Genomic DNA, 17,116 nt, shown 5'->3' with positions numbered 1-17,116 from the left:
TTTGGCTATGAACTTAGAAATACCGACCTTGTATCGCCATAATGCTCTATGACTCCTGAATTCTCACACGCACAGGCTTCTTCATCGACATAAAGGCGTTAGCACTCATCAGCCACACAATGCCGGATTCATTAATCGAGTAGATTTCGGAGGACCTATAGCTAATCCAATCGCTCCAGCTTCTTAACACTCAACGAACACTTGATCGCATTTCGAATTAAAGATAAGATAAACATGTACAATTGAATACCTTGGGTGGGCATAGTTTCCCTTCGAAAGGAGGTGAAGCTATGGAAGTAAAGGACGCAATTACAATCATGATTCTTTTCGGCACATTTATTATTGCTCTTTTAACATACATCGCGAATAACAACAAGAGAAAGTAAAAACCCACCCCAAGGTTAGCTGCCAAAGGTGGGTTTTCGCGCTCTTCATTAACTTGAAGGGACATCCCATCCAAGCCAATTGTATAGGCCGAGTGTTTGCCGCACTCGGTCTTTCTTATGTCATTGTAACATATAAGTTTTCGGTCCAACAATTAGATAAATGTAAATGCATCAATGAAACTTATGGGGCAGCCCCTTGCTATGTCTATCGATCATAGTCTTTCATTTTTACCTATAATATCCAGTTGCAATATGTTACTATTATCTATATCCTTCCATGTCAAAAGGAGTATATATATGTCGAATTTTCGCCGTTTGTTATTCGTTTTCATCGCTTTCGTGCTGCTAGTTCAGGTATTGCCTTCACCTTCCGCAAACGCGAATCAGGCAATCGTGTTCGGCGACCCCCTCTTGGAGCAAGAAGTTCGTGACAAGCTGAGCTTACCTGGCGGTCCCATAACCGAGGACGATATGAAATCCCTTGAATATTTGTTTGTGCCTGCACTTGCCAAGGGCGAAGTGAAGTCGTTGCAAGGCTTGGAGTATGCCGTCAACCTGTCCAATCTGACGATCAGCAACAACAAGATCAAAGATTTAACCCCACTCTCGCAATTGACGAATCTTACAAGACTCGATTTAACCAACAACCTCATTTCCGATCTGAGCCCGCTTGCAGCTTTAACCGAATTGAAGGAGCTATACATCAAGTACAACCTAATAAAAGACATTCGCCCTTTGACCAGGCTATCCAAGCTGGAAACTCTTCAAATCAGTAGTAACCAGATTTCTGATTTATCCCCGTTAGTATCGATCCTGTCCCTTAGCGATGCCGACGTACAGGAGAATTTTATCGACGTTAAGGCAGACATGAACCAGTCGGCACTCGCTAGCTTGGCGCAACGCCAAGTCAATTTGGCGGGTCTGGAAAATCAGCAAAAGCCGCCTTATGAGCCGCAGATTTCCTGGACTAAGCAATCCTACGAGGAGCAAGAGGCGTATGAGCCCTCCCACTATGCCTACGGCAACGGAGTCTATGTGAGTTCGGATCAGCTTACTTCGACCGACGGTATTCATTGGACAAGCCATGAAAGAAACGACAAAGAGAGGTTCTTTTATAAAGTCGTTTTTGGCAAAGGCCTATTCCTCGGCATTGGACTCGGGAGCAATCACGGCATTCCAGTATGGACCTCCAAGGATGGAGTCAACTGGTCGAAAGAAACCGTTATCCGTATGGGCGCCAATTTCACCGATGTGGTATTTACCGGCAAACGCTTTGTCGTCATCAGCAGCTACTCGAACGACTACAACATTTATAAGGGCGTACTCGCGACTTCCGAGGATGGCGTAACATGGAAAGTGCACCCAACTGAGTTGGAAAGAAACGCACACCTCCTTGCATCAGGCAATGGTGTCGTGCTTGCTCTGACGGACAAATCGTTATTCAAATCCAATGACGGTATCTCTTGGAGGAAAGTAACACTCCCGATCAAAAGCCTGCTCAACGATATCCTCTTCATTGACGGGAAGTTCGTCGCAACCGCATCCGGCGCCTTGCTGTATTCCACGGACGGAACCAAGTGGACTGTTACCTCTACGTCTAGCCATTCATGGGGCGCGGTTGTATGGGTGAAGGGACGTTTCTTTACGTCCAGTTTCAATCCAAAAACAAAAACCGCCGCTTATATGACCTCCACTGACGGCAAATCATGGTCCGTTATGAAGGTGCCTGGAGCAGACCTTATCCTCGGTGATATTAAGTTCGAGAAATCCAAGTATATCTGCAGATCCTATTGGGCGCATTTTTCATCGGAAGATGGCGTGAACTGGAAGCTGATCAAGAAGATCACCCGTATGCCGAATATGCTGAACCGTTCAGCCATAGGTGACGGAAAGCTGGTTGCGGTTGGGGGACTCAATTCGGTCTGGGGATATTTCCGCGTGGATGCTTCAGGAAAAGTAGCATACAACCGGGTGGATGACAAATACCCGCCGCTTAACGACGTGATTTGGACAGGGAAGCAATTTTTTGCCGTTGGAGATCAGGGGATAATGATGACATCCAAGGACGGAATCAATTGGGCCAAAGTCGACTCGCCAACGAAAGAATCCATGTTCCGGGTGATTCGGGCGAACGATACTTATTATGTCACCGGCACCAATGGACTCATTATGTCTTCGAGGGATCTGAAGACATGGAAGAAGCAAAAGCTGAACACGAATTTTAATATTGTTTCCATCGCCTGGAGCGGCAAAAAGTTCATTGCCGTCAGTGAGTACCTGCTATCGACAGAGGCGTTTCAATCCGATAATGGAACGGACTGGAAGCCAGCTAACATCAACATTAAAACGTCCGACAGTTCTTTTACATTCAGGTTTACCGATATCGCATGGGGAAATGGAACGTTTGTCATTACGGTCGCTCAGAACTATCATTTGGATCTGCCCTATACGGTGTTCCTGTCTACGGACGGAACGCAATGGAAGAAGATACCGACGGAATACAAAATGACAGCAGAAAGAAATTGGTCTCCATCCTTATATGGTGTTCATTTTCTCGGGGGTCAATTCGTATCCGTCGGCAATAACGGATCCGTCTATCTGTCTAAAGACGGGAAAGAGTGGAACCGCGAAGAGATTCCCTACAATGATAAAGTGTTCTCGGCACAATTATTTAACGGAAAGTTATACGCTTTCGGTCTGGGGAATGAGGTTTATATCGGGGAATTTAATAAACCGTAACTCCCACAGGGAAGGAAATAGCGAACATGCCGGATCCTTCCCTTTATTTCTGAATTGCAAAGTTGATAGTGAGAATGAATATCGGCTACTATTCTTGCATATTCTGCTGAAAACGATATTGAGAAGCGAGTTGATTTTGTGACTGGACGAGCATATTAAATTATGGAATTGTGCCTCCATTCAATTGCTCGATATTCGCAAGTCATTTGAATTTTCCACATCCCACCTCCATATGTCTAATATTAGCAAGTTTCAAGCGGAGCGTTCGGTTTTTTTCCGCAAGGAGAGCTGTCGACATAGCAAAAAACCACACCCCTGTATAATTAGATGTGGTTTCACTCGATAGTTGTGGTAATCCGCTCAACCGCTCGGCTTCTTCGGTGGGTAATTTTCATCAATAGTTTGTAGTTAAATGGAAACCCACGCACTGATATTGATGGATTTGTTGAAAGCCCAGCCGGAGAGCTAGGTTTTTCGATGCTTCATTGCTTTGTGAACAATCCCAGTAAGAATGGTACCCATTTTGGGCTATATCTTTCGCAACTAGACTTGCCAGACAAGTCCCCACTCCCCTTCTATGATGCTGAGGAAGAGTTTCTATTCCAATAGCGTGCTTTTCCTTCGTTACAAAACTGGAGTAACAGACACCAATTATTTCAAAACCATCAATTGCAGCGTATCCATAACCTATATTATAGAAATCCTCATGTGTTTCCCAGAACTGATCAATATGAGCATATACAAACTCCCTATTGAGAACGTTTTGTTTTCTCCATTCTTGCGATCGTAAATTAACGACCCGGAGATTAGAATGTTCATCAGTGTGTGCATTAAAATCTGATAATTCGTATGCGATTTGATCCCATTGGTGCATTTCCCTTGAAGCAAATATCGAATTCAGATTCCAATTATCATGATGGCCCGAAACTTCGAAATAGTTCATGCCTAGTTCCATCATCCTTGGTGCAATACTTGCTGTAACAAAGTCATCAAGCTTGCAGGTAAAAGCATTATTGGTTTCGTCTCCAATAAGGTAAAATCCTTTCATCCCCTTGCTCCAAACTAAGGCGGTCCTTGGTGAGCTTACTTGATCAGAAAATATCCAACCAGGATTATTATTTTCTAAAATGGACTGAACCTCAGGATGAGGATGACCATTTTCGAGGAGAGGAATAGCTTTATGAAATTGATCTCGGGACAATTCATACATGACAGCGTAACCCCTTATACCCATTTTTAATTTTGGTTATTTTACCATAATGTTGAATTAAATTATAGTCATACCCACATTATTCTGTCGACCCTCGTCGCCGCCCTCATTATGAAAAATTATACAGAATAAAAGGCATGCTGGTTAGCTCCAGGCAACCAGTTTAGCCGACCGCTTGTTTGCAAGCTGTTGAACGAGATTGCCAAAAAGGGCCGCAACAGCCTGCCTCCCGGCAACCTGTTGCAGCCCTCAAACATGCTTCCTCTCTATTTCTGTCTTTAGCGAGCCGGAAGCAGCCGCGTGCCGGCTTTCTGAATCGCCGCGATGGCGTCGTCGACCGACTTGCGGCCCGAGATCGCCGCGTCGATCTCGTCGTCGATGATCTGAAACAGTTCGTTTTTCTCGTTGACGCCAAGCGAATACTCCATCTGCAGCGGTACTGGCCGCAGCTTGTAGAATACCTCATACAGCGGATCCTTCGCCATTCTTCCATTTACCTGTGCGGGCAGCCCAGAATCCCTCTCTGAAAAAACTTCGCTCATTCTCACTGACATGATTTCCTCGATGAGCTTCCAAGCTTCCTGGGGATGGTCCGACTTTGCTGGAATCGCAAACATGGAGTTCACCCCAATATCCCCACCCCGGCTCGGGTCCCGTGATTGGACCGGTCCAGGCAGCACGCCCCACTCGAACTTTACGTACAGCCGCTTTAGCTCACCCACGTAATAGTCACTTTCGACCGTAAGCGCCGCCTTGCCATGGGCGAACAGGTCGCGCTCACGCATCTCGTCCAAACCAATATATTTGCCCTTGGTCTTGTAGGGTTCGGTAATGAATGTACCGTGCTGGTATGCGGCTATGATCTTAGAAATAATGGCATGCCAAGATTTACTGTCGAGCGTGAGACGGTTGGCCGTTTTGTCGTACTTCTCAACCCCTTCGGTCTGGGCGATATTGGACATGAGGTCGAACGGCTTAGTCAACGATTTTAGGCTGAGGCCTCTGACGCCCTCCTCGCCCCCTGGCTGGTCCATGAACAAACCCGCCAACCGCAGAATCTCATCCCAGGTCATATCCTTGTCCGGCAGCGGTACGCCATAGCGTTGGAACAGCGTTTTATTGTAATAGACCGCCGAGGAGTCAAAGGTAGGCGAAAGCCCGTACAGCTTACCTTCCTCATTGTTCCGTGCCCTGTCGAGCACCCCCTCGTGCAGCGTGCCAAGGTCGAACTTGTTCAATGACGCCATATTCTCTAGGTCGCGTAGCCATCCCGCATCGGCGGCGAATTTGTATTGCGTGTCCCACAGGATAACGAGGTCCGGTTTCTTCGTCTCGAACATTTCTTTAAGCGGGACTCCGAAATTGGGATTGTAGGGATAATAAATCGGATCCTCCAGCGGTACGATCTTGAATTTCGTATTCGGAAAGACGGACTGAAAGGCGGTGCGGTAGAACGCATCGAATGTCATCTGGTTGATGCACGCAATCGTCATCTCGTTCGGCTCTGTCAGCGGCTTCTTGCCGGTGCAACCGCTAGATGCCGCGAGCATGCCAACCGCGAGCACCACTACGGCAAGGAAGCGCCCTCGCACTCTTAAGACTGCCGGCCTCATCGACTCGCCTCCGAGACACCGAGCATCGCAGCCTGCTCCGCATCCGCCTGCAGCCGGGCCAGCGCTTCGTCAACCGTCGACTGTCCGGCCACAATGTCCCGAACCGCTGCGTTCGCGTTCGCCGACAGAACGCTTATGACTTGGCCGTACGCGGGCAACCGACTACGTTCTGCTTGCTGCATCACGGCGGACACATCCAGCCCGGTCTCGTAATAGCGATTAACTGGAGAGTCTTCCCCGATCTTCGCGTCCGGCGTCGCCGCGAACAGCAGGCTCGGTCCCCCCATCTCGACGGCCTTGTTCGACCGTTCCTTGCTTGCTAGAAAATGGAGGAATTTCATCGCCTGCGGTTGGTTGGCAGACTTGGCGTTAATGGAATAGATCGTAGAGTTAGTCAGCGCGCTAACCTTACCCGGCGTAGTAGGCGCGCTCAACGGAATAACCCCCCATTCGTCCTGTAACAAGCCCCGCTGGATCGCCTCGCTCATGACGTACCACGAAAGGTAAGGCTGCAGCGTCATCGCGGAGCGGCCGCTATAGAACGGATTGCCAGCGATAGCCGCCGTTAACGGGTCGAGCTCTTCAGCATTATCCGGCAATTCATTGCTGATCCAGCCTTTGCTAAGACCTTCCGATACTTGGCTCCAGATGGCTTTCCATGAGGCGCCGTTTACTTGCGGGCGACCCTTCGCATCCACGATCGACAGCGCTTGGGACTGCCCGATGTCATTAATCATTTGAAACGGATCCGGAGCGTATCCATACGAGAAGCCGTACACCGGCTTGCCTTGGTAACTCGTGCCTTCGAAGCGCGCGGCTAAGCGGACGATGTCGTCCCACGTCGCGCCTTGCTCGGGGAGCGACACGCCTTTGCTCCGGAACAGAGACCGGTTGTAAATCAGCATATTCATATCAAAATCATCGAGTATTCCGTATATTAGCCCATTGCCCGCTTCCTTGACCAAATCGAGCCCGGACGGGTAGAGTGCTTTGAGATTCAACTTCTCCTGTCTAATTAGATCGTCAAGCGGAACGATCGTGCCATCCGTGGCGAGGTCGTCGAAGAAAGCGAGCGGAACTTGAAGAATGTCCGCGTTAGAATCGCTTACCCATTTCTTGTAGGACGCCAAGTCTTGCTTCTCTTCGTACTCCTCGCTTGGTACGGCGACCTCGAACGACGCTTTCGGGTGATCAAGCATATAAGTCGAGCCGAACTGAGCCATAAAGCTCGATTTGTCCCTATACTGCACGGTCAGCCGAAACTCTTGCTCGTCTGTTTTCGCTGCCCCAGAGCTCGGAAGGAGCGCCCCGCTGAAATCCCCGACTGCCCAGACGACGGCCACTAGCAGCATGCAAACCGCCGCGATCGCAATGCCTCGGATGGGGCTTTTGCGTTTACCATTCAATCGTATCCTCTCCTTAATTTGCTTCATGGACTTCGGGGAGAAGCCGCCGCTGCCGAGCGGAAGCTCTTCGAGGAGCTTCTCCCATTCGGAATGATTCATGGACGCTTTCCTCCTTCAAAAGCCGCAGGCTTGCCCAGCTTGCGGCTAATAGTGGCCCGCGCGCGAAAAATACGCGACTTGACCGTCCCTTCGCTAAGCTGCAATAATTCCGCGATTTCTTTCAGTGTGAGATGGTGATGCGCGTACAGCAGCAGCGTCTCACGCTGCTTCAGCGGCAAGCTCAAAACGGCATTCCACACTTCGCGTTGCTCCTGCGACACGAACCATTGCTTCTCCGCGGAAGGCTGGAACACGCTCGTCTCGTACTCCTCCCAGACCAGCTGGACGCGGCGGAACCACGAAGATTTAAAGTAATCCCGCGCCGTGTTGCGGGCGATCGTGAGTAGCCACGCCTTCATCGTCATCCCACTTCGGAACGAATAAATCGCGTTGTAGGCTTTTATGAACGTTTCCTGGGCGATATCCTCGGCCAGTTCCCGGCGACGCGTCAAGTAGAACGCATAGTTCCACACATCCTTGCCGAACGTCATCATCAGCTCGTCGAGCAAGGCGTTGCGGTCGATCCCTTCGTCCATTTGCTTGATATACTCGTAATCCACTCCGGCAACCTCCTCTACCAAAACAACGAGCGCGACGCCGCATAGTTCCTTTTTTTTCAACCGTACGTAAAAAAAGCCTAGCATTCAAAGCCTTGGCTTTATCATCATACTTATGGAATTCTAGGCGCCGCCGCTTTATTCCTGCAAACTCGCGGACGATGGAGACGGCTCGGTCTTCTATGAGGGCGGTAGAGGCGGGAACGGCGACCGACCGGCTAGGGAGTGAACAACCGCCACGAATTCATTGCTTTTTATTACTGTATTAATCGCAGCTCTTCTAGAGCCGTTTTTCCTGTTTGTTATGAGTAATTTATCATAGAATGTCAAATTTAATCGCAAATTGTTTAGTTATTTTTGGTATTATAGAACTATATGTTTTCTATAAGAAAGTGAGAGTGTACCATGATTCGTTTGAAGAAGCATTTATCTATTCTGCTGTCGGCACTGCTCGTACTGCAGCTATTCAGCAGCCTTATTGGCGTGGGTTCGGTGTCCGCAAGTCCGGGTACTCCGTATATTGGAAGCCAGATTGATTTCTGGGTTACTGGCGTCAATGATACGCCGCAATCTAAACTGCGGGATAAACAGCGGGGCAATCCTCTGGCCGAGCTAGTGCTCGGGGTAGAAACTGAAATTGTGCTGCACGCCAAAAACAAGGCTGCTGCCGGATCGGGGAAAACCGCCTATAATGTAGGCCTTGAGCTTGTGCTACCGGACGGCATCGTACTTGCTAGCAGCGAAAGCCCAAGCACGTTGGAGCCACAGAGCGATGGGTCAACCATTGCGTTCTGGAAAGATATTAAAGATTTAGCCGGCAATGAAGAATTCGAATTTCCGGTTAAGGTGAAGGTAACGGATAACTATCTCAAAAAGGCGCCGCCTGCCGCTGTAAAGTACGGCGATAGCTTGCCGATCAAGTCAAGCCTTTATGCCAGCAGCGATGCGCGTCAGCTCTATTACGAAGCTATTGCGCCAACAAGTCAAGTGACCACTAATGTGAAGGTTGTGCCTTTTTCGGTTCGCATTATTCATGATGCCAAAAACGTCAAGGGCGCTGGCAGCGATTTAACGGTTCCGGTAGGAGGAGCTGAGTGGGGGGAGCTTCCGTATACAGTTAAGATAATCAACAATACGCGGGATATTACTACTTTTAGTAAGTTTACGCAGACTGTTGGTGGCGCGTTAGAAGTGTACGGATTTGCTGGCGCGACAACAAGCGCTCAGACAGTTAGCGGATCGGATCGAAAAATTGAATGGACAGGCTTATCTTTAACTGCAGGGGCAAGCAAGCAACTGACGTTTAAGACAGCTTATTTCCATAAGGATATTGTGTCAGGCGTTGAAAATCAAGGAGCCGTTATTACGCATGGAACGGAACGAAATATCTCTTTTGCTTATACGGCAAACGTTAACGGTGTAACGTATACAGATGACGCGCTGCATCCTGTAGCAGCGAAGTCCGTATCGCATGATATAGTCGTATACAAAAGCGTAGCACTACCCACAGGAAAATCCACGATCGGTTACGGCGATGTGTTAAAGTACACGCTTACCGTAAAGGTAAACGAGTATGAATCCGTATCGAACGTACATGTAAAAGATACGATTGGCGATGGGCAGACCTTTGTTAAGTATATTTCAACGCCAGGAACGGTGGCTTCTCCAACAAAATCAGGCGGGAAGACCGTGCTGGATTGGGATTTAGGCACGCTCAGCTATTCTGACGCTGCCAAGAGACAGATTACACTGGAGTATGAAGTAAAGGTAGACAATGCCTGGACTGCTGCGCACGGGGAAGGCCCGATTGTTGCGAACGATGTGCTCGTCAACGATGTAGAGGTGAGCGGTGAAACCGTTTCTTCCGGAGTTGTTAAGGACTCCGATTACACGGAAGTGTACGTGGGAACTCCAACCATAAATGAGCGTATTACCATGGTCAATGGCGGTACTATTGTACGGGGCAGTCCTGTTAATCCGCAGACTCAATCTGTAACCGTTGGGGATAACGTCGACTTTCACGTAGGCTATGATGCGATTGGCTTGCAAGCGAAGCAGCATAACGTGCGTATTTACGATTATTTACCGCTCGGAACGACACTTGTGGGCGACCCTACAAGCTACGTAATCGATACGATTGTACCTACCTATGACCCTGTGCAAAATTTGCTAATCTGGGATTGGGCCGCTGTCAATCGTAAGATTAATGAAGGTCAATTAGCTGAGCTATTTAAAGAAATTAAAGTGTTGGTAACCGATAATACAAGTTCCGTAAAGAAGGACAAAGGCGCCAAAAATTTGGTGAAGCTGTCTTATGAGAATTCAGACGGCATCGTAGAGAGCAAACGTCAGGAAGTAAAGCTGGTGTATGAAGAGCCTGAGGTTATCATCAGCCGTTCTGTCAACAAGACGACAAATTTGGTAGGCACTGATGAGGTAACCATTACCCTTACGTTAACGAATACCGGCACCACACCGGCTTACCATGTTAAGCTGACTGAAACGGTGCCGACGGATCTGACTACTCCACAGCCTTTCGGAAGCTATACGTTTACAGCAGTGGGGAATGTGCTGAGTTTCGCAGAGGTTCCGCAGATTAATCCGGGCCAGAGCGTGATCGTACAATATAAAGCTAATGTGATTAATCCGATTGGCGCAGCCCGGGAGATTGTTCTTGAGAAAGCGGCATGGACTTATGTGGGCCAGAATGACACAAACATCGTTCACCGTACATACAACGGGCTTGAAACAACGCAAACAAAGCTGTATGCGAAATCTCCAGTTATTACTAAGGAGGTTGTGGATACTTCCAATGATAAGAATAACCTTCGTGTAGGCGACTGGGTTGTGTACAAAGTCGATGTTCAAGTGCCTGCAAATACAATCGCGTACGCTCCATCAGTTATTAATGAAATACCGAACAATGAGACATTAACTAATATTTACAAAAATTACGATACATCTACACATGTAGGAACTATTCCTGTCACCGCTACACCAGTAGCTGGAAAAGTGACGATAAACGTTCCGTCGCCTGCAGCGGGAGATCGTTATACGTATTACTATAAAACGACAGTGAATCGAATTAATCCCGGTGCACAGGAAGATCATCAATCCGATGCCTGGTTTGAGTGGAATGACGACAGTTCGCTCAGTACGCCGCCGCACCATCATTCCATTTCACCTGTAGCTAAGGTGACGGTGACGGTTAAAGCGCCTCAATTAGAGATCACTCTTTCACCGAATGCGGCTTCAATGAAGAAAGGCGATTCGGCTAAACAATTCACAGCTACAGTGAGAAACAAAGGTAAAAATACAGCCTATAGCTTTACGCCGACTGCTGTATTGCCGGCTGGCTTCATATTTGGCGCGAATCCGAACAATTACAACATTTCGGGTCAAACAATAAGCTTTGGACTAGTAACTAGCTTAGCTCCAAATGCCGAAATAGCATATACGTTCAATGCGGCTTTAGATCATGTGGAAGGCGCCGGTTCAACGAAATCCATTACAGGTAATACGGGTGATTATTACAGTAAGGATACGGATGGAACGAAGTATGACTACACCATCGGCACCAGCGCTATAACCGTGCCAAGCGTAACGATAACGAATGCGATCACAGCAACCTCAAGCGGAGATCTTACCAAGATTCGTCCGGGAGACACCGTTGATTACCAAATAATTGTCACAGTACCGAAAGGTACTCAAGCATTTGATTTGGTTGTAAAGGATACGCTGGCGAATTTGGGCAATTTCGATATTGTTAATAAGCCGCAATCGCTGGCAGCCAGCGGCAACATTTTGACCGCAACACTTGAGAATCAGGATGCAACGCTCAATGAAATCGTCCATACGTTTAATTTGCAATTGAGAGCAAAGACAGACAAGTTCTTAGTCGGCGATCCAACCGTGTATAGCACGTCGGCCATCGCGTATTGGAACACAAGTTCTGGAGTTGGGCCCGTGCAGACAGCCCCAGCTACTACAAGTATTACTGTAGTTCAACCTGTGCTAGGTATTAGTGCCGTAGCAATAGCGGCACCTAACAAGATTTTTAATAACGATAATAAGGAAATCAGCGTTTCCTTCCGATTGACGAATGCGGGAACGTCCGTCGCCAAAAACGCGTCCGTGAAAGTGAACCTTCCAGTCGGAGTGGCGGTTAAGACAGGTACTATTTCCGACAACGGCGTGCTGAATGGAGTTGGCAACGAGATTACTTGGACGGGACTGTCCGGCAGCAATCAAGATGTCACGTTCGTAGTGACGAGCACGACGGCGGTAAGCCCAGGCTCCACCTTGAACATTAACGCGACGCTACTGTCTTACAACTCGCGCGACGCCGAACCGACGAAGGAGTATACACCGAATGCACAGGCACAGCAGGTGCTGACGATTGCACCGGTGACGGCAACGGCTTCGATTACTTCAACGACGAACAACAGCGTCACTACAGTGCGTCCAGGCGACGAAGTCACTTACAAGCTGGCTATCAATATTCCTATTAATACTACGACATTTAATACTAGATTAGATGAGCTGACTACTTTGACCGGTCTGACAATTATTAGTGTGAAGCCGGTTGGCGGAAGTACGATAACGCCTACTGCAGAACATATTTTCCCGCTGGGCGATTTGGTTGGCGCTTTGACTCCAATTGAATATGAGATCGTAGCCAAGGTAAGAACGGATCAAAGTCCAAATCAGAATCCTTATACGGCAACATACACACCGATTTTAACTTACGATTCCTTAAAAGTATCAGGAACGCCAAAACCGGTTACCGTCACGGCGCTGGACATTAGCGTAGCGGAGCCTAAATTAAGCTTGCTTCTGTCTGGAACGAAAACTCAGTTTGATGAAGCAGATGAGACAATTACTTATACGCTGAAGGTAACGAACGGCGGGCAGTCTCCGGCATTTAATCCTGCATTGGAGTTGACGCTTCCAACAGGAGTACATTTTGTTGATGTTGGCTCAGAGGCTGTTGTTACGGTCATTGGAGATGGAACGGTGCCTTCCGTTCATTTCACTTGGGCCCCTGGAACGATAGCAGCGGGAGCGTATAAAGAGCTGGTGTTTACTGCATCGCCTGATGCCGCTACGGAAGTGAAAAAAGCGTTTGATATTGATTTCACTTTGCTGCAATATTTTTCATTGCCGAATAGTGGAGGCAAACAATACGCGTCCTTGAATTCTAATAAATTGAATGTGACCATTGAAGGCGCCCACTTATTGAATACTGCGCCGGATCAACGTGTTGCGGCGGCACAGGACGCGACATTCGAGCACACATTAACGAATACGGGCGCAGGTGCGGATACCTTTGATGTTTCAGCCGTATTCCCGTACTCTGCCGATGTATATGTCGATGGCATTAAAGTCATTGACAATAAATCAGCGGTTGATGCTTTATTGGCGAATATTCCGCTGCCACCAGGCGGAACGAGCACATTAAAATGGGTCATTCATGTTCCCGAGGGAACGCCGTACGATAATGACAATCCTCAATTGATCAATTTAGAGGCCAAAGGGATAATCAGCCTCAAATCGACACTTGCAACGGATAAGCTATACATTGTTGGTAGCGAACTGGATGGATGGACAGGCAGCCAAGCGCGCATAGGATGGACAGAGCCGACTTTTGCGCCGGGCGACCCTATCAAGTTGTCTGCCACCAGCTCAAACGATATTCAGAAGCTGAAAGCTAGCTATGTATATGACGGCCATACCGTTGATGTGTTGTTTACACTGGACAATCCAACGACCTATGTGACGGATGGATATAAGATATGGAGCAATGTGTTTACAAGATTGCCGGACGATATTCTCAATGGTCTAGGCAACTCGAACAGCTTCCAGGTGACTTTTGAAGGTCTTAGCTCTACCGATGCGGTTATTCAAACCGACGATTGGAGCTCAGCCAGCACAGGAGCTAACAACGCTTTTACAGTGAGAAACAGCTTGATTATTAAAGGATTAATTACGGATGGATCTACAGCAATCGGCATTCCTGAAGCGAAGGTTACGCTTTATAACGAGGATGCTAACCATTTATTAGTCGCTACGGTTACTGCAGATACCAACGGCGATTATAACTTTGGCCAGCAAAAAGCGGCTCGTTACAGCCTCGTTGTAGAGAAAGAAGGCTATGCGAGCGGACAAACACAATTTTTCGCATTAGCTTCGAGCGCCGACACGGAAATTGTAGTTGATGTCGCACTGACAGCTTACAAACTAGCACTTGATGCCAATCCTTCGACTATCGTTGGCGATGGGCATTCGCAATCGAGATTGACAGCTACGATAACTGATCTGGAAGGAAATCCGGTTGCAGGGCTGCCGGTAACGTTCACGGCTCCTCCTGGCAAAGGCTCGTTCCCATCAGGAGCAACGGCGGTAACTGACGCTAACGGGAAAGCATCCGTGCTGTTCCAATCGTCGCAAATCTCCGGTATTTTGTCGGAACGCTTCCCAGTAACGGCAACAGCCTTTGATACAAGCCATAATAAATTGGCACAAGCCAATATTATTGTAACTTTTGAGCCTGCTTCTATTGAAGGAATTGTGACCGAAATGGTTAATGGCGTTGCTGTTCCAGTGAGCGGAGCGGTTGTTGTCATATCCAAGGATTTTGATAATGACGGCGTGATCGATTTTACTGGCACTGCAGTAACAGGAGCGGACGGCAAATATACAATTGCGATTCCGCGCGGCAATGTCCAATATGATTTGGTTATTACAAAACCTGTTCAGGTTGGAGGACATACCGAAAATATCGCATTCCAACAGACGGTAACTGCAGGAAACATCAGCGGACTAGGCAACGATGTGTTCGTACCTAATAAAGGCGCAACCGGCATTATTTTGTTCAGCCTATCCGGCGGCGGAGCTGGCCTTCTTGCTCCTGCGCTGCAATCCAAGCTAACGGTTCGCTTGCTGGATATCACTAGTAACGCCCAGGTTGGCGCTTCAGAGCCGCTTGCGCTTAACGGTACTTTCAGCTTGAAGAACGTGCCACAGGGAAGCTATAAGCTGGAGCTGAGCTATGAGCTTGCACCAGGACGTTCTATTATTGTCAATGGAACTGTAAATGGGCTGCCTACGGTGCAGGTAACGCAAGGCGGAGAACTGAACATTATCCAAGAGCTCATTGACCCTTACGGAAAAATTACCGACTACGACACGAACGCTCCGATTGAAGGAGCGCATGTAGAATTGTATTATGCTGATACGCCAAGAAACATCTTAAAAGGCCTTGTTCCTAATACGCCTGTATCATTGCCTGCCATTGTCGGTTTTGCTCCGAATGATAATGCCAGCCCACAGGATTCCGATGCGGCAGGGGATTATGCTTTCATGGTATACGATCATACCGATTATTACTTGAGAGTAACAAAACCCGGCTATCACGGATATATAAGTCCTACCATTTCAGTAGAGCTAGATATTGTTAGACATGATTTAACATTGAGTCGAATTGTTTCAACAGGTCCATCCAATGGATCTGGAGGCGGTGGAACGATCCCATTGCCTGGACAAAGAGATCTGGCCGCTCACCTTTACTCGGACAAAGCAAGCTATGAGGAAGGCAGCGAAATTACTTATACTGTGGTATACACCAATAAAACAAACGAAATTGCGCATGGTGTAGTGGTTCAGGCTGAGGTGCCGCTGTTCACCAGCGTTTCGGACGCAGCTAACGGATCCGTTAATGGCAATCTCATCAGTTGGAAAATAGGCGATCTTCCGGCCGGAGGCAAGGGCACCATCGTTTACAAGGTAAAGGTGCAAGCCACAGGCTTACTGAAAGCCGAAGTACGGGTGGACAACACAGCGACTATAACCAGTACGGACAATCTAATTAACGTAGACGACGACACATCCAAGCTTCAGGTACTTTTATTCTCGAAACGTTACGCGGAGCAGCGGCACACTCGTTATATACTCGGATATCCGGACGGCGAGTTTAAGTCGCAGCGCACTATAACAAGAGCGGAAATTGCAGCTATCTTTGCCCGCCTTTTGGACTTGCGCAGCACCGTAACAGGCGCGAAGCTATTCCCGGATGTGGAGCCAACTTTCTGGGCTGGCGGATATATTGAGGCCACAGTGAAGGCTGGGTTATTCAGTGGTTATGAAGACAAAACGTTCCGCCCGAATAACGCCATTACCCGCGCGGAGCTTTCACAAGTCATCTCCAAGTACTTGAAGCTGACTGCTCCCGCTCCAGCTGATCTGCACTTTACGGATATTGGGCAGCACTGGGCAAAAAATGCTATCGAAGAGATTTACCGTTATCACATCATTTCCGGTTATCCAGACGGCACTTTCGGCCCAGGCAGAAAAATGATTCGCGCCGAGGCAGTTGCCATGATTAACCGTCTGTTATTCAGAGGCCCGCTTACGCAGACAGGCCAAACGTTCCCTGACGTCAGCCCTTCATTCTGGGCGTTTGGCGATGTAGAGGAAAGCGTGAAGTCGCATAGCTATAAACGGAACTCGGATGGTTCGGAATCGATGACGGAGCTCATCCCTGAGCCGATTTGGTAAGAAGGAAGCCCGCCTGCTACAGCAGGCACTAAACAAAACAAGCTGTCGAACGTCGCAGAGACGATTCGGCAGCTTGTTTTGTTAGTTCACCCGGCATGGGCAACGACACTGAGCAACATTTTTTTGCCTTTCATTATACAATCTCCTTTTCTATCGTATAATCTAGCGAAGTGAGTCCTCCGCCTTCTTCCAATGAGGAACCAGAGTCTGTAATGATTTCTCATTATATTACGGGTACCACGAAGACGCAGCCCGAGCTTGGTAACTATTTAACTGAAAAATCGGAATTTGATAGGTTAGAGAAATGGATTCAGGGGGCAGGTACGCCAGACTCCTCCATTCGGGACTTTTATCCTTACGATGAATCCATGAACAGATTTGTCATCATGGCGATGGGAAAGGACAATTGGCGCAAGATGGTAAAAACGAAAATCTTATAATCATTTGATTGCTGCAACTCTGACCGATTTGAGGGCAGAGTTTTTATGCATGATAAAAATACGAATGATCGTCAGTTGTTACATTTTGGACCCCCGGCCCGACAACAACA

General features: G+C 48.1%; 8 protein-coding genes. 4 read left to right on the top strand and 4 right to left on the bottom strand.

Going from position 1 to position 17,116, the window contains the following annotated elements:
- Nucleotides 1–290: 290 nt before the first annotated feature.
- Entirely contained in the window at nt 291–386 is a 96-nt protein-coding gene (gene comI, locus KCTCHS21_RS30755; RefSeq protein WP_157993909.1) for a competence inhibitor ComI, read from the top strand.
- A 297-nt stretch (nt 387–683) separates the two neighbouring features.
- Entirely contained in the window at nt 684–3,125 is a 2,442-nt protein-coding gene (locus KCTCHS21_RS01090; RefSeq protein ID WP_162309241.1) for a leucine-rich repeat domain-containing protein, read from the top strand.
- A gap of 394 nt (nt 3,126–3,519) precedes the next feature.
- On the opposite strand, the gene KCTCHS21_RS01085 is transcribed toward KCTCHS21_RS01090, so the two are convergent.
- From KCTCHS21_RS01085 to KCTCHS21_RS01070, 4 genes are all read right to left on the bottom strand, one after another.
- Complete coding sequence (locus KCTCHS21_RS01085; protein ID WP_157993908.1) at nt 3,520–4,335, bottom strand: GNAT family N-acetyltransferase; 816 nt, start codon at nt 4,333–4,335, stop codon at nt 3,520–3,522.
- 278 nt (nt 4,336–4,613) lie between these two features.
- Complete coding sequence (locus KCTCHS21_RS01080) at nt 4,614–5,948, bottom strand: ABC transporter substrate-binding protein (RefSeq protein WP_130604735.1); 1,335 nt, start codon at nt 5,946–5,948, stop codon at nt 4,614–4,616.
- Entirely contained in the window at nt 5,945–7,453 is a 1,509-nt protein-coding gene (locus KCTCHS21_RS01075) for an ABC transporter substrate-binding protein (protein ID WP_130604734.1), read from the bottom strand. The genes KCTCHS21_RS01080 and KCTCHS21_RS01075 overlap by 4 nt, the downstream gene beginning before the upstream one ends.
- Nucleotides 7,450–8,073 (bottom strand): RNA polymerase sigma factor, encoded by a 624-nt coding sequence (locus KCTCHS21_RS01070; protein WP_232058020.1) that lies wholly within the window; start codon nt 8,071–8,073, stop codon nt 7,450–7,452. Before KCTCHS21_RS01070 ends, KCTCHS21_RS01075 begins: the two co-directional genes overlap by 4 nt.
- Before the next feature lie 342 nt (nt 8,074–8,415).
- On the opposite strand from KCTCHS21_RS01070, the gene KCTCHS21_RS01065 reads away from it, so the two are divergent.
- On the top strand, nt 8,416–16,566 hold the full coding sequence (locus KCTCHS21_RS01065) for an S-layer homology domain-containing protein (protein ID WP_130604733.1): 8,151 nt from the start codon (nt 8,416–8,418) through the stop codon (nt 16,564–16,566).
- 212 nt (nt 16,567–16,778) lie between these two features.
- Nucleotides 16,779–17,006 (top strand): hypothetical protein, encoded by a 228-nt coding sequence (locus KCTCHS21_RS01060; RefSeq protein ID WP_130604732.1) that lies wholly within the window; start codon nt 16,779–16,781, stop codon nt 17,004–17,006.
- Nucleotides 17,007–17,116 lie beyond the last annotated feature (110 nt).

Source organism: Cohnella abietis, assembly GCF_004295585.1.
In the GTDB taxonomy this organism is placed as follows: domain Bacteria; phylum Bacillota; class Bacilli; order Paenibacillales; family Paenibacillaceae; genus Cohnella; species Cohnella abietis.
The sequence above is the reverse complement of the archived record's forward strand: the minus strand, read 5'-3'. Positions and strand labels throughout refer to the sequence as shown.